Consider the following 25,728-nt stretch of genomic DNA (forward strand, 5'->3'; position numbering starts at 1 on the left):
CATGTCGAGTGCGAAGAAAAACAAATTCAGCAAAGCCTGGCTGCAGGATCACCTCAACGATCCCTATGTGAAGTTGGCGCAGCGAGAAGGCTATCGCGCCCGCGCCGCCTACAAGCTCAAGGAGATCGACGAGGCCGAGGGGCTGCTCCGTCCGGGGCAGATCGTGGTCGATCTGGGCAGCACGCCGGGTTCATGGTCGCAGTATGCGCGAAACAGGCTGATGCGCGGCGGCGCGGTGCAGGGCACCATTCTCGCGCTGGATCTGTTGCCCATGGAGCCCGTGCCCGAGGTGCACTTTCTTCAGGGCGACTTTCGGGAGGAGGCCGTGGTCAGCCAGCTCGAGGCGCTTCTCGAAGGCCGCAAGGTCGATGTGGTGTTGTCCGATATGGCGCCCAACCTCACCGGCATCCCTTCGGCCGATGCGGCCAGAATCGAACATCTGAGCGAACTGGCGCTGGATTTCGCCCAGCGGTGGCTGCAACCCCAGGGCGCCATGGTGATCAAGACCTTTCACGGCAGCTATTACAGCCAGATCGTGAAGGCGTTCAAACTCGTATTCCAGCAGGTGAAGGCCGTCAAACCGCAGGCCTCGCGGGACAAGTCGGCGGAAACCTTTCTTCTGGCCCGCACACTGAAAAGAGCGGCCGAATGAGGTGCCCTGGCGCAGACGTGTCCTGCGGCAGAGTTGTTTTTTGTCAAATTCGATCAGATTGTTCAAATCAATAGCCCATTTTGTCGGATCGGTTTTCCACAAACACCGCGCCCTGACTCTTGAAATGCCTAAAATGGTCTTCATGTCCTGCATCTGCGCTTGCTCTGCTTCTGGAGGTTGGTTTTGAATAATCAATGGTTTTCCAAAATTGCGATCTGGCTTGTGATCGGTCTCGTCCTGTTCACGGTCTTCAAGCAGTTCGATCGTCCCCAGCAGTCCGCAGATGCCGTGAGCTACACCCAGTTCATGCAGGATGCGAAGGCCGGGCGCATCAAGAAAGTCATCGTGCACCAGAGCGGCGTTCTGGACATCACGACCACGGAAGGGCGTCGTTTCAATCTCACCTCGCCAGGCGATCTGTGGATGGTCGGCGATCTGGTGAAGGACGGCGTCGAAGTCGTTGGCGCCCCCCGCCAGGAGCAATCGTTCCTGACGCAAATCTTCATCTCCTGGTTCCCCATGCTGCTGCTGATCGGCGTCTGGGTCTACTTCATGCGCCAGATGCAGGGTGGCGGACGCGGAGGCGCGTTCAGTTTCGGCAAGTCCAAGGCCCGTTTGCTGGATGAATCGAGCAACAACGTGACCTTTGCCGACGTCGCCGGATGCGACGAGGCCAAGGAAGACGTCAAGGAGCTGGTGGATTTCCTCAAGGATCCGCAGAAATTCCAGAAACTCGGCGGACGCATTCCGCGTGGCGTGCTGCTGGTCGGCCCGCCCGGCACCGGCAAGACGCTGCTGGCCAAGAGCATCGCCGGCGAAGCGAAGGTGCCGTTCTTCACCATTTCGGGCTCCGACTTTGTCGAGATGTTCGTCGGCGTGGGTGCAGCCCGCGTGCGCGACATGTTCGAGAACGCGAAGAAGCACGCGCCCTGCATCATCTTCGTCGATGAAATCGACGCCGTGGGCCGCCATCGCGGTGCCGGCCTCGGGGGCGGCAACGACGAGCGCGAGCAGACGCTCAATCAGATGCTGGTGGAGATGGACGGCTTCGAGACCAATCTGGGTGTGATCGTGATCGCCGCGACCAACCGCCCCGACATCCTCGACCCGGCCTTGCTGCGTCCCGGTCGTTTCGACCGGCAGGTCTACGTCACGCTGCCCGATATCCGTGGCCGTGAGCAGATCCTGCAAGTGCACATGCGCAAGATTCCGGTAGGCACCGACATCCGCGCTGACATTCTGGCTCGTGGCACGCCCGGCTTCTCCGGCGCTGATCTGGCCAATCTGGTCAACGAAGCCGCGCTGTTCGCGGCCCGCCGCAGCGCGCGTGTGGTCGAAATGGAAGACTTCGAGCGTGCCAAGGACAAAATCATGATGGGCGCGGAGCGCAAGGGCATGGTCATGCCCGAGGAAGAGCGTCGCAACACCGCCTATCACGAATCGGGCCATGCGCTTGTGGCCATGCTGCTGCCCAAGACCGATCCGGTGCACAAGGTCACCATCATCCCGCGTGGCCGCGCACTCGGCGTCACCATGCAGTTGCCCGAGACCGATCGCTACAGCATGGATCGTGACCGCATGCTCAACATGGTCTCCGTTCTTTTCGGCGGCCGCATCGCCGAGGAAGTGTTCATGAACCAGATGACGACCGGGGCCTCGAACGATTTCGAGCGTGCCACGCAGCTGGCGCGTGACATGGTCACGCGCTACGGCATGACCGAGTCGCTCGGCCCCATGGTTTACGCGGAGAACGAGGGTGAGGTGTTCCTGGGCCGATCCATCACCAAGACCACGCATGTGTCGGAGCAGACCATGCAGAAGGTGGATTCGGAAATCCGTCGCATCATCGACGAACAGTACGCCCTGGCGCGTCGACTGATCGAGGAGAACAAGGACAAGATGCATGCGATGGCGGCCGCCTTGCTCGAATGGGAAACCATCGACTCCGAGCAATTGGCCGACATCATGGCCGGACGCGAGCCCAGGCCGCCCAAGCTGCCTCCCAGCAGTGGCCCGACTTCGGCGCCTCGCACACCTTCCGCTCCTGCGACGGGCGCCACGACGGACGCCCCGTCGGCCACAGCGGCCTGAGTGGTGGGGTCTCGCATCGCCTGATCGCAACGGCGAGTTCAATCACGGCCCGGTCCTTGACCGGGCTTTTTTTTGGGGTGCATTTCCATGGCAGCTCATTGGCATGCCGGTCGATTCATTCTGCCGCTGCAGCGGCCCCTGGTCATGGGCATCGTCAACGTCACGCCCGATTCCTTTTCGGACGGAGGCCAGCATGCGGATGAGCTTCGTGCCCTGCGGCATGCGCAGGTATTGATCGAGGAAGGTGCCGACATTCTGGATATTGGGGGTGAGTCGTCTCGCCCTGGTTCTCCACGCCTGACGCACGCGCAGGAATGGGCGCGGATCGGCCCGGTGCTCGAAGAGGTGGTGCGGTGGAATGTCCCGGTGTCGGTCGATACCTATCAGCCCGAGACCATGCGGCGCGCGCTGGACCTGGGCGTGGACATCATCAACGACATTCATGCCCTGCAGCGGCCTGGCGCCCTGGAGGCCGTCGCCGGCATGACCGCAGGGATCTGCCTCATGCACATGCAGGGCGATCCGGAGTCCATGCAGCAGTCGCCGCATTACACGGAGGTGTTTGTCGATGTGCGCGATTTTTTGCTCACGCGCGCCCGCGTGGTGGAGTCGGCGGGCATTGCGCAGAAGAGCATTGTCCTTGATCCCGGGTTTGGATTTGGCAAGACGCTTGAGCACAATCTCGCCTTGGCGAAACGCCTGCCCGAGCTCGCACAATCCGGCTATGCGCTGTTGGTCGGGGTTTCGCGAAAATCCATGGTCGGCGCCCTCACGGGGCGCGAGGTGGCGGCCCGTTTGCCGGGGAGCCTGGCGGCTGCGCTGGCGTGCGTCGCAGCGGGCGCGCAAATCGTACGCGTACATGATGTCGGGCCGACCGTGGACGCGATTAAAGTGTGGCATGCCATGGCCCGTTGATTCCGCGCGCCGCCGATGACTAATACAACTTGGACGGAGAAAGAATGAGCAGACAGTATTTCGGGACCGACGGGGTTCGTGGCCATGTGGGCAAGAGCCCGATCGTGCCGGAGTTCGGCTTGCGTCTGGGGCATGCTGCGGGCAAGGTGTTGCGCAACCAGGGCGTACAGCGGCCCACGGTGCTGATTGGCAAGGACACTCGCATCTCGGGTTACATGCTCGAAGCTGCGCTGGAATGCGGCTTCACCGCGGCGGGCTGCGATGTGATGCTCGTGGGCCCGCTGCCTACGCCGGGTGTTGCCTACCTCACGCGGGCGCTGCGACTCGATCTTGGCGTGGTGATCAGCGCCTCGCACAACCCGTTCGCCGACAACGGCATCAAGTTTTTCTCGGCCGGAGGCAGCAAGCTGCCCGATGTCTGGGAGCTCGAAGTCGAAGCCACCCTTGCGGAGGCCGAGGGCTGTGTGCCTTCAGAGCAACTGGGTAAGGCCAGACGCCTCGACGATGCCGCGGGACGCTACATCGAATTCTGCAAGAGCACCTTTCCGAATCACCTCACCCTCAAGGGTCTGCGCCTCGTGGTGGACTGCGCCCATGGCGCGGCCTATCACATCGCGCCTTCGGTGTTCCACGAACTGGGGGCCGAAGTCATCTCCATTGGGGCGCAGCCCGACGGGTTCAACATCAACAAGGACGTGGGCGCGACGGCGCCCGACGCCTTGATCCGCGCGGTGCGGGCCAACCATGCCGATTACGGCATCGCCCTCGACGGCGATGCCGACCGGCTGCAACTCGTCGATCGTCACGGCCGCCTGTTCAACGGAGATGAACTGCTCTATCTCCTGGCCATGGATCGCAAGCCCGCAGGCGTGGTGGGCACGCTGATGACCAATCTCGCCGTGGAGAAGGCGTTGCAGCAGCAAGGCATGACCTTCGTTCGCGCCGCTGTCGGTGATCGCTATGTGCTCGAAGAACTGCTGACCCGCGGCTGGCAGCTCGGGGGCGAGGGCTCGGGTCACATGCTGCTGCTCGACCGGCACACGACCGGCGATGGCATCGTCGCCGCCCTGCAAATGCTCGAGCTCGTGGTGCGCACCGGCCGCAGCCTGAGCGAGCAATTGCAGGCGGTGCAGCTGTTTTCGCAGACCCTGCTCAACGTCAAACTGCCGCCAGGGCTCGATTGGAAAAGCCATGCCGGGTTTGCCCAGGCTCGCGCCGAGGCCGAGGCGCAGATCAATGGAAGCGGTCGGGTGCTGATCCGACCCTCTGGCACCGAGCCGGTTCTGCGCATCATGGTCGAGCACGCCGAGCAGGAACAGGGCGCGCGCGTGGCCTCCGCCCTCAAAGCCGCCTTGCTCGAATAGGGTGGCGAGCGACTCTCGCATCTGGCCTAAGGCATTGATTCTGCTGGGTCCAGTTGTGAGAGTCGTAACAAGACATACCTATCACGGAGTTGTCATATTGGACGTCTGAAATGCTGTCCAGCCCCTGCCGTCAGCGCGGGGATTGTCACTTCGGAGAGAACAATGTCCATGAATCTGTCTCGTCGCACCCAGCTCAAGGCCGGTCTGGCCGTCGCTGGTCTGACCCTTGCCTCTGGCCTGTTCGCGCTGCCCGCCCAGGCCGCGCAGATCACCCTGCTGGAAACCGGCTCGACCCTGCTGTACCCGCTGTTCAACCTCTGGGTGCCCGACTACACCAAGGCCCATTCCGACGTGAAGATCACGACCCAGGGCACGGGCAGCGGCACCGGCATCGCCGAGGCCATCTCGGGCGTGGCGCAGATCGGGGCTTCCGACGCCTACATGGCCGATGCGCAGATCAAGCAGAACCCCAGCATCGTCAACATTCCGCTGGCGATTTCGGCGCAGACCATCAACTACAACGTGCCCGGCCTCAACGGCAAGCACCTCAAGCTCGACGGACCCGTGCTGGCCGGCATCTACAGCGGCAGCATCAAGAACTGGGACGACGCGGCCATCAAGGCGCTGAACCCCGGTGTGGCCCTGCCCAACCACGCCATCGTGCCCATCCACCGCACCGACGGCAGCGGCGACACCTTCATCTTCAGCCAGTACCTCTCGTTCTCCACGCCCAAGTGGAATGACAGCGTCGGCTTCGGTACCTCGATCTCCTGGCCTGCGGTGCAGGGTGGGGTGGGCGCCAACGGCAACCCCGGCATGGTGCAGGCCTGCCAGCAGACGCCTTACTCCGTCGCCTACATCGGCGTGAGCTTCCACAAGGAAATCGCCAAGGCCGGTCTGGGCACGGCGATGATCAAGAACAAGGCTGGGCACTTCCTGCTGCCTACCGCCAAGACGGTGAGCGCTGCGGCCTCCGGCCTGATTGCCAAGACCCCGGCTGACGAGCGGCTGAGCCTGGTGTTCTCCGAAGGTGCTGATTCCTATCCCATCATCAACTACGAGTACGCCATCGTGAATGCCAAGCAAGCCAACCCGGAAACCGCCAAGGCCATCCGCGAGTTTCTCGGCTGGGCGGTGGACACCCAGGGCGGCAACGCTGAGAAATATCTGGAGCAGGTTCGCTTCATCGCCCTGCCTGCCCGGATTCAGCAGCTGAGCAAGGCGCAGATCGAGAAGATTCAATAAGCGCCGATGTTTCGAGGCACCGCCTTTCCTGAGCGGGAAGGCGGTGCCGCTTCCGTATCGTCGCGAATCGACCTGCCATGCGCGTTTTCCGTCCCGGACTGCTTGCCGTCTCGACCCTGATCCCGTTGGCCCTGCTGGCGGTGATGGTGTTTCTCACCACCTATTCCTGGCCCGCGATCCAGTTCAACGGTCTGCACTTTCTCACCACCGAGACCTGGAATCTGGGCAATCTGTACTCCAATCCGGTCAAGCGTGATGGTTTCGAGATGCCCATCGGGGCGACCTATGGCATCTGGGTGTTCATCGTGGGCACCCTGGCCAGCTCGGCTATCGCGCTGCTGCTGGCCGTGCCCGTCGGCATCGGCGTGGCGCTGTTTCTGAATGACTACGCGCCGCGCCGCCTGCGTGGCGCGTTTGCCCAGGTCGTGGAACTGCTCGCCATGGTGCCCAGCGTGGTCTATGGCTTGTGGGGGCTGGAGGTGCTCGCTCCGCTGGTGATGACGCACATCGCGCCGCTGCTGCAGCATGTCCTGGCCTTCATCCCCTTTTTCTCGGGAGCGGCCACCAGCGGCTATGGGCTGCTCACCGCCGGTCTGGTGCTCGCCATCATGGTGCTGCCGGTCATCACCAGCACCCTGGTCGAGGCGCTCAAGCGCGTGCCCAACGAACTGCGTGAGGCGAGCTTCGGCCTGGGTGCGACCCGGGCGGAAGTGCTGCTGAAGATTTTGCTGCCCGCCGTTCGGGTGCCGCTGATCGGCGCGGTGATTCTGGCGCTCGGCCGTGCGCTGGGCGAGACGATGGCCGTGCTCATGGTGAGTGGCGGCGCGCTCAACTACCTGCCCGACACGATCTACAGCCCCATCACCAGCATGGCGGCCTTCATCGCTTCTCAACTCGACAGTGCCTTGCAGGACCCCAGCGGCATGGCCGTGCGCTCGCTGGCGGAAATTGCCCTGGTGCTGCTCATCATCGCGGTCATCGTCAATGTCATCGCTCGTCTCCTCACCCGTCGCGTCAGCATCCACCGTCTCTGAGCGCGCGCTTGGGCTGCAACGCCGACGCCGCGTGTTCAACGGGTTTTTCGCGCTTCTTTGCGTGGCCGCGTTCGCCATCGTGGTTGTGCCGCTGGCCGACATTCTCTGGATGACCTTGGTCAAGGGCGGGGCGGCGGTCACGCCGACCTTGTTCACCCAGGTGACCAACGGCATCAGCGGCGGGCTGCTCAATGCCATCGAGGGGACTTTGGTGCTCAGTGGTGGAGCGCTCTTGTTCGCAGCTCCCATCGGCGTGCTGTCGGGCGTGTACCTGAGCGAGTACGGCCATGGGCGCTGGGGCGGTGTGGTGCGGTTTCTGGCGGATGTGCTCACGGGCGTGCCTTCCATCGTGTTGGGCTACTTCGCCTACGTCACACTGGTGGTCGGCCTGGGCTGGCAGTTCTCGGCGCTGGCCGGCGCCATCACCCTGGCCATCATGGTCATGCCCTATATCGCACGGTTCACGGAGCTGGCGATGCGTCAGAACCCGTCCAGCCTTCGCGAGGCGGCTTACGCCCTGGGGTGCAAGGAGCATCAGGTCGTCCTGCGGGTACTGCTGCCCGCCGCGCGGTCGGGGGTGATCACGGGGGTGCTGTTCGCGCTGGCCATCTCCGTGGGCGAGACCGCGCCGCTGATCTACACGGCGGGCTGGTCGAACTATCTGTGGAACGGGCGTCTCACGCAGGAGCCGATCGGTTACCTCACCTATGTGATCTGGAGTTTCATCAATCAGCCCTTCGCCTCGGCGCATGCGCTGGCCTATGCGGCGGCCTTTCTGGTCGTGGCGATGGTGTTGGCCATCAATCTGGTGGCCAGGGCCTTCTTGACGTCGAGGCGTGCCTTCTGAAGACCGGCCTCGTCCGGGGCCCTCGGTTGCGTGACTGACACGAAATTGTCATATTCGTGTCCTAGAGTGTCTTCAGCCGCCGAACAGGCGTGTTGCGTAGATCACTTTTGCATCACCTCAGGGAGCTCATTCAATGAAAATTATCGTCAAAAGCCTTCTGGCCTCAGCCCTTCTGGCTGCCACCTACAGCGCGAACGCGCTGGAAATTTCGGGCGCAGGCGCCACGTTTCCCCAGCCCGTCTATGAAAAGTGGGCTTACGAGTTCAACAAGGCCGGCATGGGCAAGGTGAACTACCAGGGCGTGGGCTCGGGCGCCGGCATCAAGCAGATCAACGCCAAGACCGTCGATTTCGGCGCGTCCGACATGCCGCTGACCGATGAAGAGCTGGCCAAGGGCGGCCTGATCCAGTTCCCGACCGTGATGGGCGGCGTGGTGCCCGTGGTCAACATCGCCGGCCTGAAGTCCAACGAGATGAAGCTCAACGGCACCCTGCTGGCCGACATCTACATGGGCAAGATCATCAAGTGGAACGATCCGGCCATCGCCAAGCTCAACCCCGGCGTGAAGCTGCCCGACGCGCAGATCGCCGTCGTGCGCCGTGCCGACGCCTCGGGCACCACCTTCATCTTCTCCAACTACCTGTCCAAGGCCAACCCCGAGTGGGCCGAGAAGTACAAGTTCGGCACCACCGTCAACTGGCCGGTCGGTACGGGCGGCAAGGGCAACCCGGGCGTGGCGGGTTTCGTTACCCAGCTGCCCAACTCCATCGGCTATGTGGAATACGCCTACGCCAAGCAGAACCCCAAGCTCGACGTGGTTGACCTGGTGAACAAGGCAGGCAAGGTGGTCAAGCCGTCGATCGACGGCTTCAAGGCCGCGGCCGCTGGGGCCGACTGGTCCAAGACCTTCTATCAGGTGCTGACCGACCAGCCGGGCGATGCCTCCTGGCCGATCACCAACGCCACCTACATTCTGGTGCACAAGACCGCGGACAAGCCGGAGAAGACTGCCGACGTGTTCAAGTTCTTCCAGTGGGCCTACAAGGATGGCGACAAGTCCGCCGAGAGCCTGGACTACATTCCCATGCCCGAGCCGGTGAAGGCCGCGATCTACAAGGAGTGGGGCACGGTGAAATCGGCCAGCGGCCAAGCCGTCTGGAAGTGATTCAGCTTGAGCGGTAAATCCCTCGCCATGATCGCCCGGCATGTGCTGCCGATCATGGCGGGATGCCACAGGCCCGGGCGGAGTGTTCTGCCCGCGCCGGTTTGATTGAAGGATTTACAGTCATGGCTGCGAGCTATCCCACAACTTCCATGAACGCAACGTCCAAAGCAACCCTCGGCGAGCCTGGCGAGGGTCAGAAGCGCAAGCACAGCCCGATGGGCGATGTGGTGTTTTCCGGCATGGCGCGTCTGGCGGCCATTGTCACGCTGGCCACGCTGGCGGGCATCATCGTGTCCTTGTTCATCGGTGCCTGGCCGGCGATCAAGGCCACCGGTTTCGGTTTTTTCACCAGTTCCAACTGGAACCCGACGGACGATCAGTTCGGCGGGTTCTCCATGATCTACGGCACCCTGATCACCTCCATCATCGCCTTGCTGATTGCGGTGCCCGTGAGCTTCGGCATCGCGCTGTTCCTCACTGAACTTTCCCCCATCTGGCTGCGCCGCCCCCTGGCCACCGCCATCGAACTGCTCGCCGCCATTCCCTCCATCGTCTACGGCATGTGGGGCTTGCTGGTCTTCGCACCGCTGCTGGCGCAGTATGTGCAGACGCCGCTGCAGAACGTGTTCGGGGAAGTGCCCGGCTTGGGCTTCCTGTTCCAGGGCGCGCCGGTCGGCATCGGGCTCTTGTCGGCCGGGGTGATCCTGGCCATCATGATCATTCCCTTCATTGCGTCGGTGATGAAGGACGTGTTCGAGATCACGCCGCCCATGCTCAAGGAATCCGCCTACGGCATCGGCTGCACCACCTGGGAAGTCGTGCGCAATGTGGTGCTGCCCTATACCAAGGCCGGCGTCATCGGCGGCATCATGCTCGGACTGGGGCGCGCCCTGGGCGAGACCATGGCCGTGACCTTCATCGTGGGCAATACCAGCGCGTTCAGCTCCTCGCTGTTCGCCCCGGCCAACACCATCACCTCGGTGCTGGCCAACGAATTCGCAGAGGCCGGTCCCTTGCATCAGTCGGCCCTGTTCTATCTGGGCCTGGTGCTGTTTTTCATCACCTTCGTTGTGTTGGCGCTGTCCAAGCTGCTGCTCGCACAACTGGCCAAAGGCGAAGGAACCCGCTCATGAGCGCCACCGCTGCGACGCGAAGCCACACGGGCGATTTTCGCCAGCGCTACTTTTCCCGACGCAAGGCCACCAATATCGGCGTGCTGACGCTGTCGCTGGCGGCCATGGCGTTCGGCATGGTCTGGCTGATCTGGATCTTGTTTTCGGTGCTGAAACTGGGCATCGGCGGCCTGAATCTGGCGACCTTTACCGAGATGACGCCGCCGCCCATGACCGATGGCGGTCTGCTCAACGCCATCTACGGCTCGGTGGCGATGACCTTCGTCGGCACCTTGCTGGGCACGCCCCTGGGCATCATGGCGGGGGTCTATCTGTCGGAATATGGCGGACGGGGCTGGCTGGCGAGGGTCACGCGCTTCATCAACGACATTCTGCTGGCGGCACCGTCCATCATCATCGGACTGTTCGTCTATGCCTTGGTCGTGGCCAACACCAAGACCTTCTCGGGATGGGCGGGTTCGATCGCGCTGGCCCTGTTGGTGGTGCCCGTGGTGGTGCGTACCACCGAAGACATGCTGCGGCTGGTGCCGGGTTCGCTGCGCGAGGCGGCCTATGCGCTGGGCACGCCGAAGTGGAAGGTGATCTCCGCCGTCATCCTGCGATCGGCACGCGCCGGGGTGCTGACCGGCATCATGCTCGCCGTGGCCCGCATTGCCGGTGAAACGGCCCCGTTGCTGTTCACCGCGCTGAACAATCAGTTCTTCAACGCGGGTCTGTCGCAGCCAATGGCCAATCTGCCGGTCACCATCTACAACTATGCGATGAGCCCCTACAGCAACTGGCAGAGCCTGGCCTGGGCCGGCGTGCTGATCATCACCTTCGGCGTGCTCGTCATCAACGTGACCGCGCGCGTCCTGATTCGTCAAAAACATTGAAAGCCCACCATGAGCGCTGTTGCTGAAACCTTGCCGCCCCCGGCTTGCATGACGGTCAAGAACCTGGATTTCTATTACGGAAAATTCAAGGCGATCAAGAACGTCAACATGGAGATTGCCAAAAACAAGGTCACGGCCTTCATCGGCCCGTCCGGTTGCGGCAAATCCACGCTGCTGCGTGTGTTCAACCGCATGTTCGAGCTCTACCCCGAGCAGCGCGCCGAGGGCGAGATCCTGCTCGATGGCCAGAACATCCTGACGACGAAGGAAGACGTGGCCCTGGTGCGCGCCAAGATCGGCATGGTGTTCCAGAAGCCCACGCCGTTTCCGATGTCGATCTACGACAACATCGCCTTCGGCATCAAGCTGTACGAGAAGCTGCCCAAGTCGGAACTCGACGACCGCGTGGAATGGGCGCTGACCAAGACGGCGCTGTGGGGCGAGGTCAAGGACAAGTTGCAGCAAAGCGGCATGAGCCTGTCGGGTGGACAGCAGCAGCGGCTGTGCATCGCGCGCGGCGTGGCGATCAAGCCGGAAGTGCTGCTGCTCGACGAGCCGACCTCCGCACTCGACCCCATTTCCACCGCCAAAGTGGAAGAGCTGGTGATCGAGCTCAAGCGCGACTACACCGTGGCCATCGTGACCCACAATATGCAGCAGGCAGCGCGCGTGTCCGACTACACGGCCTATATGTATCTGGGTGAACTCATCGAGTTCGGCGAGACCAATCAAATTTTCCTGAAGCCTAAAAAGCAGGAAACCGAGGACTACATCACCGGCCGCTTTGGCTGATCGGAGCACACCATGGACAAGCCGCATCTTTCAACCCAGTTTGATACAGAGATCAACGCCGTCTCCACCCGCGTGCTGGAAATGGGCGGGCAGGTCGAATCGCAGCTCGCGCAGGCCATCTACGCCCTGCGCCACCTCGACATCGAGGCGGCGCGCACCGTGCTTCAAGTGGAAAAGCGCGTGAATCAGATGGAAGTCGAGATCGACGCCGACATCACCCAGATCATCGCCAAGCGCCAGCCCACGGCACGAGATCTGCGTCTGCTGGTGGCCATCTCCAAGACCATCGCCAATCTCGAGCGCGCGGGCGACGAGGCCTCGCGCATCGCTCGCATGGCCCGCGACATCGTGGAGTCGGGCACGCCCATGTCCATCGGCATCGGCGACCTGCAGCATGCCGCCGATCTGGCCATTGATCAGCTGCGCAAATCGCTCGATGCCTTCGCGCGCCTGGATGAGAAAGCCGCCGTCGACATCGTCGAGAGCGACAGCCGTATTGACGACGAATTCGACGGTTTCACCCGTAAGGTCATCACCTATGTGATGGAAGATCCGCGCGCCATCTCGACCATGCTCGACCTGATGTTCGTGGCCAAGGCCATCGAGCGCATCGGCGACCACGCGAAAAACATCGCCGAGTTCGTGATCTACATCGTGCGTGGCACCGATGTGCGCCACAACAAGGAAGCCTTCCGCGAAGTGGCGGGCTCGCTGTGATCACTTGCGTCCTGTTCTGAAGAGCGCCGAACCATGAGCCTATCGAGCAACATTCTCATCGTCGAAGACGAGCCCGCGATTGCCGAATTGCTGGCGATGAATCTGCAGCACGCCGGGCATTGCCCGATCCGCGCCGGCAGTGCGGAAGAGGCTTTGCGCGTCATTCGCGACGTGCTGCCCGATGTGCTGCTGATCGACTGGATGCTGCCCGGCATGTCGGGCGTGGCGCTGGCCCGGGCGCTGCGCGCGGATGCGCGCACCAAGGCCATTCCCATCATTCTGCTCACCGCCCGCAGCGAGGAAAGCGACAAGGTGCAAGGGCTGGACGCTGGGGCCGACGACTACATCACCAAGCCCTTCTCGCCCAAGGAGCTGCTGGCTCGCATTCGCTCGGTGTTGCGCCGTCGCGCACCCCAGCTCACCGATGAACAGGTGCAGATCGGCGGGCTGTCGGTCGACCCGTCCAGCCGCCGTGCGATGTACAAGAAGGCGGACGGCGATCCGCTCGAAATCCGCCTGGGCCCCACCGAATTCAAGCTGCTTCACTACCTCATGGCCCATCCCGAGCGGGTGCACAGCCGGGGCGCCTTGCTCGACAAGGTCTGGGGCGATCATGTCTTCATCGAAGAGCGCACCGTGGACGTGCATATCAAGCGTCTGCGTGAAGCCTTGGCTCCCGTGCAGTGTGCCGACATGGTGGAAACCGTGCGTGGCGCCGGCTATCGCTTCACCGCGCAGGCGCGCGCCCCGCAGGTTTCTGCGGCTTGAGGCCGTCTGCGACTCTCGTCTGGCCCTGTTCGGGGTTGCCTCGCGAGCTGTTCTAAAGTGTGAGTCTGCATGGCCCCGGCGCCCGGCTCGCTCGCCTGGCACCGCCACTCCGACCGGGCCGACGTTTTCCGAGCGCCGTTTTCTGCGCGGTACCCATGATCTCAGTTGCCTGGCGCATCACCATCATCTTGCTCTTCGTTCTGCTGGCGGCGGGGATGGGGGCATTGCTCAGCGGGCATGTCGGCGCCATGGTGGCAGCGTTGCTCATGCTCATGGGCGTGGTGGCGCGTGATTCGCTGGCGCTGTCGCGGCTCATCCGCTGGCTCAAGTCGCCCGAGACCTCGCCGGTGCCCGTGGGCTCCGGCGCGTGGGCCGAGGCTTTCTATCGTGCCTCGCGGCAGTTGCGCCTGTGGACGGGCCGCCTGAGCTACGAGGAATCGAAGCTGCATCGTTTCATCGAGGCGCTGCAGGTCTCGCCCAACGGGGTGATCCTGCTCGATGAGAACAACCAGATCGACTGGTGCAACGCCACCGCGGCCCAGCACTTCGGCCTCGATGCCCAGCGCGATTTGCGCCAGCACGCCGTGCACCTGATCCGCAATCCGGAGTTCGTCGCCTATCTGCAGACGGCGCACTTTCACGAACCGCTGCACATGCACCGGGCCGGTTCGCGCGCCCAGTTCACGCTCAGCGTGCAGGTCTTTCCCTATGGCGACCAGCAGAAGCTGCTGCTCTCGCAGGACATCACCCAGTTCGAACGCACCGAGGCGATGCGGCGCGACTTCGTGGCCAATGTTTCGCATGAAATCAAGACGCCGCTGACCGTGCTGGGCGGCTTTGTCGAAACGCTGCGCGACATGCCGATGGACGAGCCCCAGCGGCTGAAGGTGCTGGGCATGATGCAGACCCAGTCCGACCGCATGCGGCATCTGGTGGACGATCTGCTGGTACTGGCCAGGCTGGAGGGCGACCCCTATCCGCCCACCGAAGTCGCCATCGATATGAAGTCGATGATGACGCAATACCTGAGCGAGGCGCAGGCGCTGTCCAACGGCCGGCACCAGGTCAAGGTGGAGGTGCGAACCGATCTGTGGGTGCGCGGCAGTCCGCAGGAGCTGCATTCGGCGCTGTCCAATCTGGTGAGCAACGCCGTGCGATACACGCCTGACGGAGGCTGCGTCACTCTGGAATGGGATGCCGTTTTCGTCAACGGCCAGCCGCGTCACGCCGAGTTCAGCGTGAGCGATACCGGAATCGGCATCGCGGCCGAGCATATCCCGCGCCTGACCGAGCGCTTCTACCGTGTGGATCGAGGACGTTCTCGCGAGTCGGGCGGAACCGGGCTGGGGCTGGCCATCGTCAAGCATGTGCTGCTGCGTCACCAGGCCGAACTGCTGGTTCACAGCACGCCGGGCAAGGGCAGCCGCTTCGTGGTGCGCTTTCCGGGCGCGCGTCTGGTCTCGGCCGATGCACTGGCTTCCGGGCGTGCCGCAGAGGACGAGCTCGAAGCGGCCTGATCGGGCGCGGCGTTCAGCCCGCCCGCCCGAAGCCAACAGGCCTATTGCTTGCGCGCCAGCCGCGAGTGCATCAACACCTGATGGCAGCTCAGGCGGCTGCGCGAGCCGCGCGGGCGGTGGTAGTTGCCGTCGCTATCCATCTCCCAGGCATTGCCCGGATGCTGCCACTGCATGCGCAGACCTTCGCGGATGACTTGCGCCTTGATCTTGTTGTCGAGCAGCGGCACGGCGATCTCGACCCGGCGCAGCAGATTGCGCTCCATCCAGTCGGCCGAGGAAATGTAGACCTCGGCCTCGCCGCCGTTGTGGAAGTAGAACACCCGCGAATGTTCGAGGAAGCGGCCTATGGTCGAGCGCACCCGGATGTTGTCGGAAAGTCCCTCGACCCCCGGGCGCAGCATGCAGGCGCCACGCACCAGCAGGCGCACCTCCACCCCGGCCTGCGAGGCGGCGTACAGCGCCTCGATCACCGTGGGTTCGAGCAGCGCGTTGACCCGCGCCCAGACGCGCGCCGGCTTGCCGCTGCGGGCATGGTCGGCCTCGCGGGCGATGGCGGCCAGCACATTGGCGTGCAGGGTGAAGGGCGATTGCCACAGCCGCCTGAGCTCCTGCACCTGGCTCGACCCGGTGATCTGCAGGAACACGCGCCGCGCGTCCTCGCAGATCTCCGGGTTGGCCGTCATCAGGCCGAAGTCGGTATAGAGCCGCGCGGTGCGGGCGTGATAGTTGCCGGTGCCCAGGTGCGCGTACATGCGCAGCACCTTGCGGCCCGTGCCCTCGGCGGCTTCGCGGCGGACGATGAGCAGCATCTTGGCATGGCACTTGAAGCCGACCACGCCGAAGACGACATGCGCGCCCGCGGCCTCCAGCCGCGAGGACCAGTTGATATTGGTCTCCTCGTCCAGCCGGGCCATCAGCTCCAGGACCACGGTGACTTCCTTGCCATTGCGCGCGGCCTCGATCAGGGCGTCCATCAGCTCGGAGTTGCCGCCGGTGCGGTAGATGGTCTGCTTGATGGCGACCACCGAAGGGTCGCGCGCGGCCGTCTTCACCAGATCGACCACAGGGGCGAAGGCATCGTAGGGGTGGTGCAGCAGCAGATCGCGGGCACGGATGCGGTCGAAGATCTCGGCGTCGACGCCCGGCCAGTCCGGGGGCAGGGCGGGCAGGTAGGGGCTGAACAGCAGCTGCGGTTCGTTGACGTGATCGAGGATCTCCTGCAGCCGCACCAGATTCACCGGGCCATCCACGCGGTAGCAGTCCTGCGGCAGGATGTTGTTTTCGCGCAGCAGGCGCTCGATGACCTCGTGCGGACAGTCGGCGGCGACCTCGAGCCGCACCGCATCGCCGAAATGGCGGGCGCGCAGCTCGCCCTGCAGGGCGGCGCGCAGATTGGTGATGTCGTCGTCGTCGATGAACAGTTCGCTGTTGCGGGTGACGCGGAACTGATGCACGCCCCGAACCTCCAGCCCCGGAAACAACTGCCCGGCGAACGCCTGCATGCACGAGGACAGCAGCATGAAGCCATAGCGCGCATTGCACAGCTCAGGCGGCATGGGCACGATGCGCGGCAGCGTGCGCGGGGTCTGCACCACGCCCAGCTCGATGTTGCGGCCGAAGGCGTCGGTGCCTTCGAGCTGCACGGCGAACACCAGGTTCTTGTTGATGACGCGGGGGAAGGGGTGCGCCGGGTCGAGCCCGATGGGCGTGAGCAGGGGCGAAACCTCGGTCTCGAAATAGTGCTGCGCCCAGGCGTGCTGCGCCTCGGTCCAGTCGGGCAGGCGGTAGAGGCGGATGCCCTGTTTGTCGAGCGCGGGCAGCACGGCCTGCTGCAGCACGCGGTACTGGTCGGCGATCAGGGTATGGGCCCGCCTGGATATTTCGGCCAGCGCGTCGCTGACCCGCATGCCGTCGGGCGTGTGCGAGCCGGGGTCGGCCTCCAGCATGTCTTGCAGGGTGGCGACGCGGGTCTCGAAGAACTCGTCCATATTGCTCGACACGATGCTGAGAAAACGCAGGCGTTCGAGCAGGGGGTTGGTGTCGTCCAGCGCCTGGAACAACACGCGGCGATTGAATTCGAGAGTGCCCAGCTCACGGTTGAGCAGGCGGGGTGCGATGTCGGTAGGGGACATGAAGGTGGGAGCAGAGAGGCTATCGGCATTTTGCCAGTGCCAGAAGAAAACAGAGCGAGAATGACACCATCCGATGAATTCTTGATGACAGATTTCAACGAGCCGTCATCAAACTGACGTTCAATCCGCCTATGCCCACTTTGATGAATCAGCATCTCGCCGCGGTCGATCTCGGGTCGAACAGTTTCCGCTTGCTCATCGGCAGGGCTCAGGACAGCGCGGCGGGGGTGCAGATCTACGCCATCGATTCGCTGCGCGAGCCGGTGCGCCTGGCCGCGGGGCTGGACGACAAGAAATACCTCTCCGAGGCGGCGCAGCAGATCGCGCTGCAAACCCTGCAGCGCTTCGGCGAGCGCCTGCGCCAGTTTCACCCCGACCGCGTTCGCGCCGTGGCCACCAATACCGTGCGCGTGGCCAAGAATGCGCCCCAGTTCCTGCAGCGAGCCCAGGCGGCGCTGGGCTTTCCGATCGAGGTCATCGCCGGGCGGGAGGAGGCGCGGCTGGTCTATATCGGCGCGGCGCATTCGGTGTCGGTGGTGCAGGGCAAGCGTCTGGTGGTCGACATCGGCGGGGGTTCGACCGAGTTCATCATTGGCCAGGGCTATGAGCCGGGGATGATGGAGTCGCTCTACATCGGCTGCGTGTCGATGAGTCAGCGCTTCTTTCCGGGCAATCAGGTCGACGAGACCACCATGCGCGCGGCCGAGATCGCGGCGCGCAAGGAGATCCAGATCATCGCCGCCGACTTCAAGCGCAACGGCTGGAACCACGCCGTGGGGTCGAGCGGTACGGCGCGCGCGCTGGCCGACATGATCGGCGGCAGCGGTTTCAACCCGCCCGACCAGCCGGGCGACATCACCCTGCAGGGCTTGCGCGAACTGCGCCGGGCGTTCGTGCGGGCGGGCAATCTCAACAAGTTGCGCATGGAGGGGCTCAAGCCCGACCGTGTGCCGGTGGCCGCTGGCGGACTGGCCATCATGCTGGGCGTTTTCGAGGAGCTGGGCATTCAGCAGATGGAAGTCACCGATGCCGCGCTGCGCCTGGGCGTGCTCTACGACCTGCTCGGGCGCGAGCAGGCTCAAGACATGCGCGAAGTCACGGCGCTGCAGTTCATCCAGCGCTACGGCGCCGACCCGCAACAGGCGCAGCGCGTGACCGAGCTGGCGCTGCGGCTGTACGCGCAACTGCACCCCGACGCCGCCGACCCGGAGCAGCGCCTGCTGCGCTGGGCCGGGCAACTGCACGAAATCGGCCTGTCCATTTCGCACAGCGCCTATCACAAGCACTCGGCCTACATCGCGGCCAACGCCGACATGCCCGGGTTCTCGCGTGGCGAGCAGGCCGCGCTGGCGCAACTGGTGCTGGCGCATACCGGCAAGCTCAAAAAACTCAGCGCCACCGATCTGGAAAGCCTCGATCTCGACGCCGTCATGGCGTTGCGCCTGGCCGTCATCCTGGCGCGCAACCGTACCGCCGTCGATCTCGACGGCCTGCAACTTCGCTACCACCCCACGGGTGTGAGCCTGTCGGGGGTTCGCCCGCCGCTGGACATCGTGGCGCCAGAGCCGTGGCTCAAGGCCAATCCGCTCACCGAATACAGCCTGCGCCAAGAGGCGGCCGAATGGGCGCGGCTGAACTGGAACGTCGCGTTACACAGTCTTGCTTGATCGCCCCAGCCTCGCAGCCTATGGTTTGTGCTGAGGCCGCACATGCTGCACAGCACCATCCGAGGAGCCCACGATGCAGATCATTCTGACGCGGCACGGCGAAGTCGAGGGCATTCACCCCGAGCGTTTTCGCGGGCGCATGGAACTCGAACTCACCGCGCTCGGACGCCAGCAGGCCAAGGCCGTGGCGCATCGCATTGCGGCCGAGTTCGCGCCGCAAGCCGTCTACACCAGCCCGATGGGGCGCTGCCGCGATACCGGGGCCGAGATCGCTTCGGCCTGCGGCCTGAGCGCACAGGTGCTCGACGGCGTGAACGATCTCGACTACGGCCAATGGCAGTGGAAGACCCACGACGAGGTGAAGTCGGCACACCCGCAGGCCTATGCCCTGTGGAAGGCGGCGCCGCAATGGGTTCGCTTTCCGGGGGGCGAATCGCTGCAGGATCTGGCGTTGCGCACCGCCGATGGGCTGCGTGCCCTGATGCAGCGCCATGCGGAGCACACCGTGGTGCTGGTCGGGCATGACAGCGTCAACCGCGCCATGCTCTTGCAGGTGCTCGATCTGCCGCTGTCGGCCTACTGGCGCATCACGCAGCAGCCTTGCTGCCTCAACGTGTTCGAGGTCGATAGGCATGGCAAGGTGACACTGCTGCGTGTCAATGACACGGCGCATCTGCGCGAATTTTCATGAGCACTCGCGCCGATCCGTCATGCCCGTTCTGCCAGGACATGCCCCGGGTGCTGCACAACGATCTGGCCTTTGCGGTGTATGACCGCACCCCGGTCAATCCCGGGCATCTGCTGCTGATTCCCTTTCGTCATGTGGCCGATTGGTTCGACTGCACCGCGCTGGAGCAGCAGGCACTGCTCGCGCTGGCCGCAGCCGGACGCGGCCTTCTGCAGCGCGAGCGACGGCCGGACGGCTTCAACCTTGGCGTGAACTGCGGACGCGCCGCCGGGCAAAGCATCTTTCATGTGCATCTGCACCTGATTCCGCGCTACGACGGCGATATGGCCGACCCGCTGGGCGGGGTGCGCGGCGTCATTCCGGCACGGCAGAAATATTGATCCTGGCTGAACCCGGCCGCTTGCATTTCGATGCAACTGGACCGCTGTCTTTCATTGACCCTGCGGCTTTCGTGGCCTAAATTGGAATGCATCAAGCGGCGATGGAGTTCGCCGTTCAAATGCCCATAGGGCCTTGCCCCAGGCTGATGACTCCTACCCGTCTTCGTGCTGGCCCTTGCCTTTGCAAGCGGGCAGCGTCCACAGGGAGGAACCCGGATGTCATCAGACCCATCGATTCGTCGTGTCTTGCCGTGCCCGCAAGACGCAGCGCCCGCCTCGCGGGTGGCGCTCATTCACCCCCCTCTGCACCCACACGCTTGTTCGAAGCGCCTGCGCTCTGCGCAGGGGGAAGCGCTCATGCCCGCCCAACTTTGAAAGGAGTTCAGAATGCCCTCGATCCCTTCCTCTCTTCTTGGCCAGGTTGACGCGCGGCTCTCGCACCTTCCTCTGCCGTGCAGTGTGGTACTGCCGGGCGGCCAGCGTGTCGGACCGAGCAATGCGCAGATTGAAATGCGGCTGCGCGACAAGCGGGCGCTGTGGCACATCACCACGGGGCAGATCGGCAAGCTCGCCGAAGACTACGTGGAGGGTCTGGTGGACATCTTCGGCAGCCTGCGCGATCTCATGCGCATCGCGCCTGTGCTGCTCGACGACGATCCGCGCAAGGAGCCGTCGGCCGCCACCGCGCGCATCTGGCACCAGTTGCGCCGCACCCTGTGGGAGCACAGCCACCACTCCCGCGAAAGAGATGCCGCGCAGATCCAGAGCCATTACGACGTGTCCGATGACTTCTATGCGCTGTGGCTCGATCCGCGCCGGGTGTATTCATGCGCGTATTTCGCCCAGCCCTCCATGACGCTGGCGCAGGCTCAAGAGGCCAAGCTCGACCACATCTGCACCAAGCTCATGCTCAAGCCGGGCGAGCGTTTCATCGACATCGGCGCGGGCTGGGGCGGGCTGCTGCTGTGGGCTGCGGAGCACTACGGCGTGGACGCCACCGGCATCACCCTGTCGAAGAACCAATACAACCATGTGAACCGGTTGATTGTCGAGAAGGGGCTGCAGGGCCGGGTGCGCATGCTGCTGCAGGATTACCGCGACGTCGATGAGTCGCAGCCGTTCGACAAAGTGGCCTCGGTGGGCATGTGCGAGCATGTGGGCCGTCCCAATCTGCCGCTGTATTTCGACAAGATCCGCCGTCTGCTCAAGCCGGGCGGGCTGGTGCTGAACCACGGCATTACCGCCGGCGGCGTGGACAACAGCCAGCTTGCCGGCGGCATGGGCGACTTCATCGAAAAATACATCTTCCCCGGCGGGCAGCTCGTGCACGTCAGCGTGATGGCCGAAACCATGACCCGCGGCGGCCTTGAGCCGCTGGACATGGAATGCCTGCGGCCGCATTACGCCAAGACCCTGTGGTACTGGGTGGACGGGCTCGAAGGTCATCTCGACGAAGCCCGCCGCGTGCTGGGCGACAAGGCCGAGAAGACGCTGCGCGCCTACCGCCTGTACCTCGCGGGTTCGGCCATGGGCTTCGAACAGGGCTGGATCTCGCTGTTCCAGATGCTGGGCAGTCGGCCCAATGGCCTGGTGGAAGAACGGGTGGACTGCAACCGGGTGCTGCGCGCGCGGCAGAGCGAGTACCCCTTCACGCGGGCGTATCAATACGCAGGCAAGGCAGACGCTGCATCGTCCGCAGCGCCTTCCGCCGCGGCGGAATCGCAGCCGCTTTGAGCCCGAGGGGTGCTGGCATGACGGCAGCCCCAGGGTTCCACAGCATCGTCTTTCCCAACGAGGCGCATGAGCCCGCGGGGCCGCGCCCCGATCTGCGCGACGTGTTTCACGATCTGTTTCTCGATGCGGTGTTCACGGCGGCTTACGGCGGCTTCATGCCGCGTGAGAAGCCCGCGCTGTATGTGGTCAACCGCACCGATGACGAAGCGCCGTTCCGCGCCGAGGTCCTGTCTTTGCTGCAGGCGTTGTTTGGCACGCCGCTGCACGACGCAAGCGTGGTGCAGTACCGCCAGGCGGCGCTGCGCGATCTGCAGCAGGCGTCTGTGAACAAGGGGATGCAGGCGTTTCAGCAGGGCATGCGCCGCATGCGCGAGTCGCTGCGGCGCAGCGAGAAGGCGTTCAACGCCATCGAAGGGCAGCGCTGGTTCGTGGACGCAGTGCTGATCTACGGTCAGACGCTCGACGCCCTGCAGGGCATGCTGGCCGCAGCCGAACTGCCGTCGCAGGCGCTGCAGGCCTTGCGCGAGCATGCCGCCGCGCTGCAGACCTCAGCCGAGCAGACGGCGCGAACGAGTGAAGCGCGGGCCCTGATCGATGCGATGGCCCAACTGCGCTACGCCGTGCGCATCGACGGCACGACCGTGTCGGTGCTGCAAGACCCGCACGAGCCCGATTACAGCGTCACCGTCGCTGAAGCGTTCTCCCGCTTTCGTCAAGGCGAGGTCAAGGACTACCGGGTGCAGTTCACGCCGGGGTCCGGGCTCAACCCGGTGGAAGGGCAGATCCTCGACCGCGTGGCCATGCTGCATCCCGAGGTCTTCGGGCGTCTGGCGCAGTTCTGCGAGGCCCAGCAGACCTTTGCCGATGCTCGACTGCTGCGACTCGACCGGGAGCTGGCGTGGTATCTGTGCTGGATCGACTACACCCAGCGTTTCGAGCGGGGCGGGCTGGCTGTGTGCTTTCCCGAGCTGACGCCCGAGCAGGGGACTATCGACGCTGGCGAGGCCTTCGACATGGCGCTGGCCTGGCAATGTCTGGACGGGCAGGTTGCGGTGGTGTGCAACGACGTGGCGCTGCAGGGTGACGAGCGCATGATCGTGGTCACCGGGCCCAACCACGGCGGCAAGACCACGCTGGCCCGCACCTTCGGACAGTTGCATCACCTCGCCGCACTGGGCCTGACGGTGGCGGCGCGCAGCGCCACGCTGCTGCTGTGCGACCAGATGTTCACCCACTTCGAGCGAGTGGAGGACATCAGCAGCCAGCGCGGCAAGCTGCAGGACGATCTGGTGCGCATGCATCACATCCTCACGGCAGCCACGCCCCGCAGCCTGGTGCTGATGAACGAGATCTTTTCGTCCACCACCCTCGATGACGCGCTGTGGCTGGCGCGGCGCATCATGGCGCAGCTCTCGGCCATCGGCGCGGCCTGCGTGTTCGTCACCTTCCTCGACGAGCTTTCCACTTTCGATGCACATACGGTGAGCATGGTGGGCGCCGTCGATGCGCACGATCCGACCCTGCGCACCTTCAAGGTGGTGCGCCGCGCGGCCGATGGCCAGTCGTACGCCATGGCGCTGGCGCAGAAGTTCGGCGTCACGCGGCAGCAATTGCTGGAGCGAATTCCCGCATGAAGGCCCATCTGCTGTATCCCGATCGCGATGTCGATCTCAAGGCCGATCCGCCGCCGCAATGGCCCGCCGTGGCGCAAGACCTGGAGGTCGATACCCTCCTGGCCGCCATGGCCCAGGACGACGCCTTTCTGCTCGATGTCGCCGCGCGCACCCTGATGGCGGCTTGCGGCGCGGGCGATGGCCGCGTCATCGCTTATCGGCAGGCCGCAGTGCGTGATGCGCTCGACCATCCCGAGCAGGTGCGGGCGCTCTACGGCCTGGTCGTCGAAGCCATCGAAAGCCGCAAGAAGCACCTGTTCGGCATGGGGCTGTTCGGGCGCTATCCCAGCTTCAATCTGCGCGGTGCGGTGGAACTGCTGCAGACCTTCGTGCAGTACCTGCGCCGTCTGCGCCAGCAGGCCGACAGCCTGGCTGGCAGTTTCCGTTCGGAAGCCTTCAGCACCCTGTTCGCATGCCTGCAGCGCGACATCGACGATGACTATTTCGACGCCGTGCAAGAGCATCTGGAAACGCTGCGCTTTCGCCACGGCGTGCTCCTCAGTGCCGGGCTGGGACCGGGCAATGCGGGAAGCGGCTATGTGCTTCACGCGGGCAACGGCAGCCGCCCCGGCTGGCTCGCACGTCTGCTGCATCAGACCCCGCCGCAATACACCTTTCGGCTGGCCGAGCGCGATGAGGCCGGCGCCCAGGCCCTGTCCGAACTGGTGGATCGCGGCATCAACGATGTCGCCAGCGCGATGGCGCAGGCCACCGACCATGTGTTGAGTTTCTTTGAGCTGCTGCGCGCCGAACTCGGGTTTTACGTCGCCTGTCTCAACCTGCACGGCACGCTGAGCGAACTTGGCGTGGCGCGATGCCTGCCCGAGTGTCATCCCATGGGCAGCCTGCGGCTTGAGGCGCAGGCGCTGTGCGATCCCACGCTCGCGCTCACCTTGCAGCGCGCACCCGTCAGCAATGTGCTGGCGGCGAAGGGCAGGAACATGGTGGCTGTTACCGGCGCGAACCAGGGCGGAAAGTCCACCTTCCTGCGTTCGGTCGGGCTGGCGCAGCTCATGCTGCATGCGGGCATGTTCGTGGCTGCCGAGCGCTATGCCGGGGAACTCGCCAGCGGCCTTTTTACCCACTACAAGCGCGAGGAAGACGCCGGTCTGCAGGGCGGCAAACTCGATGAAGAACTCGCCCGCATGCGCGGGATCGCCGAGCTCATCCGGCCGGGCGCGTTGTGGCTGTCGAATGAATCCTTCGCCTCGACCAATGAGCGCGAGGGCTCCGAACTGTTGCTGCAGGTCGCCGATGCTCTACGCCAGCGCGGCATCAAAGTGGCGCTCGTCACGCATCTGTTCGAGGCGGCCCGGCGCCTGCCGCAGCAGCACGCCGAACAGGTGCTGATGCTGCGCGCCGGGCGTCGGGACGATGGCAGTCGCAGCTTCAAACTCGAAGCCGGAGAGGCGCTGCAGACCAGCTTTGGTGCCGATCTGTACGGCGAGGTGTTCGGGACCGGCGCCGACTGAAACGACCTGATCCAGAACGTGCCCGGTGTTGTGTGGCGCAGGGCGAGGAGTGGGTCGGCGCAGCCGCCATCAAGCCGGCATCAGTTACAGCCGCACTGCGCAGACCAGGACACCACGTGTCCTGTCGGCACCATCTCCTGAATGCGTGGCAGCACGGACTCGACGACTTCCGGTTCGTCGAAAAACTCCAGCACCAGCGGCAGGTGGACGTTGAGCCGAAGCAGATCGTCGGCATGCACTTCGCCCTTGCTGCCAAAACCGGCCACGCCGCGGAACACCGTGACGCCGTGCACCTTGTGCTGTTCGTGCAAGAGTTTGAAGAGGCTGCGCATGAGGTCGTGGTGATCGATGTCCTTGTCGCCCTCCTTGATGTAGATGCGAACCATGGTGACGGATTTGGTGCTCATGTCGAGACTCCCATATTGCGTGACAGATAGGCGCCGAAGATGGCGGCCGCGATGGACAGCACCACGGAGGCGCCGATGTACAGCCCGGCTTTCACCATCTCGCCGTTCTCGATCAGATTGAGTGATTCCAGCGAAAAGGTCGAGAAGGTGGTGTAGGCCCCCAGGCCGCCCGTGAGAATGCCGGTACGCAGTTCAGGGCTGAGGTTGATGCGCTCCAGGGTTTCAAAGAACAGGAAGCCCATCAGGAACGAACCGAGAATGTTGATCGACAGCGTGGCAAAGGGGAAGGAGCGCCCCAGCACGCTTTGAACGACGATGCTCTGGCCGTAGCGCGCGAACGCGCCGATGATGGCGAAGATGGCGATGAAAACGTAGGTCATTCGGTACATCCAAAAAGGTTGGAAGTGAAGAAGCTGCCGCGCGGAGGCGGCCGGTCAGGTCGTTATGGCGATGAAGTCGT

At 64.1% G+C, this 25,728-nt stretch carries 23 protein-coding genes and 1 riboswitch; of the genes, 20 read left to right on the forward strand and 3 right to left on the reverse strand.

The genetic code is table 11. From position 1 onward, the window contains the following. Position 1: 1 nt before the first annotated feature. The 14 genes from BVH73_RS13660 (at position 2) to phoR (ending at position 15,115) form a co-directional block, all read left to right on the forward strand. The gene (locus BVH73_RS13660) at positions 2–652 is read left to right on the forward strand and encodes an RlmE family RNA methyltransferase (RefSeq protein WP_079419525.1); all 651 of its coding nucleotides are present in this window, start codon (positions 2–4) and stop codon (positions 650–652) included. Between the two features lie 183 nt (positions 653–835). Beyond that, the gene (gene ftsH, locus BVH73_RS13665) at positions 836–2,743 is read left to right on the forward strand and encodes an ATP-dependent zinc metalloprotease FtsH (RefSeq protein WP_079419527.1); all 1,908 of its coding nucleotides are present in this window, start codon (positions 836–838) and stop codon (positions 2,741–2,743) included. Positions 2,744–2,830: 87 nt separating this feature from the next. Further along, complete coding sequence (folP, locus tag BVH73_RS13670; protein ID WP_079419529.1) at positions 2,831–3,658, forward strand: dihydropteroate synthase; 828 nt, start codon at positions 2,831–2,833, stop codon at positions 3,656–3,658. 44 nt (positions 3,659–3,702) lie between these two features. After that, entirely contained in the window at positions 3,703–5,022 is a 1,320-nt protein-coding gene (gene glmM, locus BVH73_RS13675; protein WP_079419531.1) for a phosphoglucosamine mutase, read from the forward strand. 168 nt (positions 5,023–5,190) lie between these two features. After that, a complete protein-coding gene (gene pstS, locus BVH73_RS13680) occupies positions 5,191–6,267 on the forward strand; it encodes a phosphate ABC transporter substrate-binding protein PstS (RefSeq protein WP_218919031.1) in 1,077 nt (358 codons plus the stop codon). 77 nt (positions 6,268–6,344) lie between these two features. Further along, a complete protein-coding gene (gene pstC, locus BVH73_RS13685; RefSeq protein WP_079419535.1) occupies positions 6,345–7,301 on the forward strand; it encodes a phosphate ABC transporter permease subunit PstC in 957 nt (318 codons plus the stop codon). Between the two features lie 31 nt (positions 7,302–7,332). Continuing rightward, positions 7,333–8,148, forward strand: a complete 816-nt coding sequence (gene pstA / locus BVH73_RS13690; protein WP_218919032.1) for a phosphate ABC transporter permease PstA — start codon at positions 7,333–7,335, stop codon at positions 8,146–8,148. Positions 8,149–8,281: 133 nt separating this feature from the next. Next, positions 8,282–9,313, forward strand: coding sequence for a phosphate ABC transporter substrate-binding protein PstS (gene pstS, locus BVH73_RS13695; RefSeq protein WP_079419539.1), 1,032 nt, complete (start codon positions 8,282–8,284; stop codon positions 9,311–9,313). 215 nt (positions 9,314–9,528) lie between these two features. Then, positions 9,529–10,446 (forward strand): phosphate ABC transporter permease subunit PstC, encoded by a 918-nt coding sequence (pstC, locus tag BVH73_RS13700; protein ID WP_245800500.1) that lies wholly within the window; start codon positions 9,529–9,531, stop codon positions 10,444–10,446. Beyond that, positions 10,443–11,321 (forward strand): phosphate ABC transporter permease PstA, encoded by an 879-nt coding sequence (gene pstA, locus BVH73_RS13705; RefSeq protein WP_079419543.1) that lies wholly within the window; start codon positions 10,443–10,445, stop codon positions 11,319–11,321. The genes pstC (BVH73_RS13700) and pstA (BVH73_RS13705) overlap by 4 nt, the downstream gene beginning before the upstream one ends. Before the next feature lie 9 nt (positions 11,322–11,330). After that, positions 11,331–12,113 (forward strand): phosphate ABC transporter ATP-binding protein PstB, encoded by a 783-nt coding sequence (gene pstB, locus BVH73_RS13710; protein ID WP_079419545.1) that lies wholly within the window; start codon positions 11,331–11,333, stop codon positions 12,111–12,113. Between the two features lie 12 nt (positions 12,114–12,125). Then, complete coding sequence (phoU, locus tag BVH73_RS13715; RefSeq protein ID WP_079419547.1) at positions 12,126–12,830, forward strand: phosphate signaling complex protein PhoU; 705 nt, start codon at positions 12,126–12,128, stop codon at positions 12,828–12,830. A 33-nt stretch (positions 12,831–12,863) separates the two neighbouring features. After that, positions 12,864–13,598: a phosphate regulon transcriptional regulator PhoB gene (gene phoB, locus BVH73_RS13720; protein ID WP_079419549.1), complete on the forward strand. Its 735-nt coding sequence runs from the start codon at positions 12,864–12,866 to the stop codon at positions 13,596–13,598. Between the two features lie 155 nt (positions 13,599–13,753). Next, on the forward strand, positions 13,754–15,115 hold the full coding sequence (gene phoR / locus BVH73_RS13725) for a phosphate regulon sensor histidine kinase PhoR (RefSeq protein WP_079419551.1): 1,362 nt from the start codon (positions 13,754–13,756) through the stop codon (positions 15,113–15,115). 41 nt (positions 15,116–15,156) lie between these two features. Here the strand turns inward: phoR and ppk1 are convergent, their stop codons facing one another. Next, positions 15,157–17,247 (reverse strand): polyphosphate kinase 1, encoded by a 2,091-nt coding sequence (gene ppk1, locus BVH73_RS13730; RefSeq protein ID WP_079419553.1) that lies wholly within the window; start codon positions 17,245–17,247, stop codon positions 15,157–15,159. 131 nt (positions 17,248–17,378) lie between these two features. Here ppk1 and ppx point away from each other — a divergent pair, with 131 nt between their 5' ends. The 6 genes from ppx (at position 17,379) to BVH73_RS13760 (ending at position 24,861) form a co-directional block, all read left to right on the forward strand. After that, positions 17,379–18,914 carry an exopolyphosphatase gene (gene ppx / locus BVH73_RS13735; protein ID WP_079419555.1) on the forward strand — a complete coding sequence of 512 codons (1,536 nt, stop codon included), beginning with the start codon at positions 17,379–17,381 and terminating at the stop codon, positions 18,912–18,914. 73 nt (positions 18,915–18,987) lie between these two features. Continuing rightward, positions 18,988–19,605 carry a histidine phosphatase family protein gene (locus BVH73_RS13740; RefSeq protein WP_079419557.1) on the forward strand — a complete coding sequence of 206 codons (618 nt, stop codon included), beginning with the start codon at positions 18,988–18,990 and terminating at the stop codon, positions 19,603–19,605. Beyond that, positions 19,602–19,982 (forward strand): HIT family protein, encoded by a 381-nt coding sequence (locus BVH73_RS13745; protein WP_079419559.1) that lies wholly within the window; start codon positions 19,602–19,604, stop codon positions 19,980–19,982. The genes BVH73_RS13740 and BVH73_RS13745 overlap by 4 nt, the downstream gene beginning before the upstream one ends. An 88-nt stretch (positions 19,983–20,070) precedes the next feature. Further along, positions 20,071–20,145: riboswitch (Fluoride riboswitch) on the forward strand. A 224-nt stretch (positions 20,146–20,369) separates the two neighbouring features. Beyond that, complete coding sequence (locus BVH73_RS13750) at positions 20,370–21,716, forward strand: class I SAM-dependent methyltransferase (protein ID WP_079419561.1); 1,347 nt, start codon at positions 20,370–20,372, stop codon at positions 21,714–21,716. 17 nt (positions 21,717–21,733) lie between these two features. Further along, positions 21,734–23,350, forward strand: coding sequence for a MutS-related protein (locus tag BVH73_RS13755; RefSeq protein ID WP_079419563.1), 1,617 nt, complete (start codon positions 21,734–21,736; stop codon positions 23,348–23,350). Next, entirely contained in the window at positions 23,347–24,861 is a 1,515-nt protein-coding gene (locus BVH73_RS13760) for a MutS-related protein (RefSeq protein WP_079419565.1), read from the forward strand. The genes BVH73_RS13755 and BVH73_RS13760 overlap by 4 nt, the downstream gene beginning before the upstream one ends. A gap of 80 nt (positions 24,862–24,941) precedes the next feature. On the opposite strand, the gene BVH73_RS13765 is transcribed toward BVH73_RS13760, so the two are convergent. After that, positions 24,942–25,268 carry a DUF190 domain-containing protein gene (locus BVH73_RS13765; protein WP_079419567.1) on the reverse strand — a complete coding sequence of 109 codons (327 nt, stop codon included), beginning with the start codon at positions 25,266–25,268 and terminating at the stop codon, positions 24,942–24,944. Next, positions 25,265–25,648, reverse strand: coding sequence for a fluoride efflux transporter CrcB (gene crcB, locus BVH73_RS13770; RefSeq protein ID WP_079419569.1), 384 nt, complete (start codon positions 25,646–25,648; stop codon positions 25,265–25,267). Before crcB ends, BVH73_RS13765 begins: the two co-directional genes overlap by 4 nt. Between the last annotated feature and the right edge of the window lie 80 nt (positions 25,649–25,728).

Source organism: Thiomonas intermedia, from assembly GCF_002028405.1.
Classification (GTDB): Bacteria; Pseudomonadota; Gammaproteobacteria; order Burkholderiales; family Burkholderiaceae_C; genus Thiomonas; species Thiomonas intermedia.

What these genes read in the sequence shown, in the direction of transcription:
- BVH73_RS13660 (WP_079419525.1), top strand. Translation starts at nt 2, where the DNA reads ATGTCGAGTGCGAAGAAAAACAAATTCAGCAAAGCCTGGCTGCAGGAT.
- folP (WP_079419529.1), top strand. Translation starts at nt 2,831, where the DNA reads ATGGCAGCTCATTGGCATGCCGGTCGATTCATTCTGCCGCTGCAGCGG.
- glmM (WP_079419531.1), top strand. Translation starts at nt 3,703, where the DNA reads ATGAGCAGACAGTATTTCGGGACCGACGGGGTTCGTGGCCATGTGGGC.
- pstS (WP_218919031.1), top strand. Translation starts at nt 5,191, where the DNA reads ATGAATCTGTCTCGTCGCACCCAGCTCAAGGCCGGTCTGGCCGTCGCT.
- pstC (WP_079419535.1), top strand. Translation starts at nt 6,345, where the DNA reads ATGCGCGTTTTCCGTCCCGGACTGCTTGCCGTCTCGACCCTGATCCCG.
- pstS (WP_079419539.1), top strand. Translation starts at nt 8,282, where the DNA reads ATGAAAATTATCGTCAAAAGCCTTCTGGCCTCAGCCCTTCTGGCTGCC.
- pstC (WP_245800500.1), top strand. Translation starts at nt 9,529, where the DNA reads ATGGGCGATGTGGTGTTTTCCGGCATGGCGCGTCTGGCGGCCATTGTC.
- pstA (WP_079419543.1), top strand. Translation starts at nt 10,443, where the DNA reads ATGAGCGCCACCGCTGCGACGCGAAGCCACACGGGCGATTTTCGCCAG.
- pstB (WP_079419545.1), top strand. Translation starts at nt 11,331, where the DNA reads ATGAGCGCTGTTGCTGAAACCTTGCCGCCCCCGGCTTGCATGACGGTC.
- phoU (WP_079419547.1), top strand. Translation starts at nt 12,126, where the DNA reads ATGGACAAGCCGCATCTTTCAACCCAGTTTGATACAGAGATCAACGCC.
- phoB (WP_079419549.1), top strand. Translation starts at nt 12,864, where the DNA reads ATGAGCCTATCGAGCAACATTCTCATCGTCGAAGACGAGCCCGCGATT.
- phoR (WP_079419551.1), top strand. Translation starts at nt 13,754, where the DNA reads ATGATCTCAGTTGCCTGGCGCATCACCATCATCTTGCTCTTCGTTCTG.
- ppk1 (WP_079419553.1), bottom strand. Translation starts at nt 17,247, where the DNA reads ATGTCCCCTACCGACATCGCACCCCGCCTGCTCAACCGTGAGCTGGGC.
- ppx (WP_079419555.1), top strand. Translation starts at nt 17,379, where the DNA reads ATGCCCACTTTGATGAATCAGCATCTCGCCGCGGTCGATCTCGGGTCG.
- BVH73_RS13740 (WP_079419557.1), top strand. Translation starts at nt 18,988, where the DNA reads ATGCAGATCATTCTGACGCGGCACGGCGAAGTCGAGGGCATTCACCCC.
- BVH73_RS13745 (WP_079419559.1), top strand. Translation starts at nt 19,602, where the DNA reads ATGAGCACTCGCGCCGATCCGTCATGCCCGTTCTGCCAGGACATGCCC.
- BVH73_RS13750 (WP_079419561.1), top strand. Translation starts at nt 20,370, where the DNA reads ATGCCCTCGATCCCTTCCTCTCTTCTTGGCCAGGTTGACGCGCGGCTC.
- BVH73_RS13755 (WP_079419563.1), top strand. Translation starts at nt 21,734, where the DNA reads ATGACGGCAGCCCCAGGGTTCCACAGCATCGTCTTTCCCAACGAGGCG.
- BVH73_RS13760 (WP_079419565.1), top strand. Translation starts at nt 23,347, where the DNA reads ATGAAGGCCCATCTGCTGTATCCCGATCGCGATGTCGATCTCAAGGCC.
- BVH73_RS13765 (WP_079419567.1), bottom strand. Translation starts at nt 25,268, where the DNA reads ATGAGCACCAAATCCGTCACCATGGTTCGCATCTACATCAAGGAGGGC.
- crcB (WP_079419569.1), bottom strand. Translation starts at nt 25,648, where the DNA reads ATGACCTACGTTTTCATCGCCATCTTCGCCATCATCGGCGCGTTCGCG.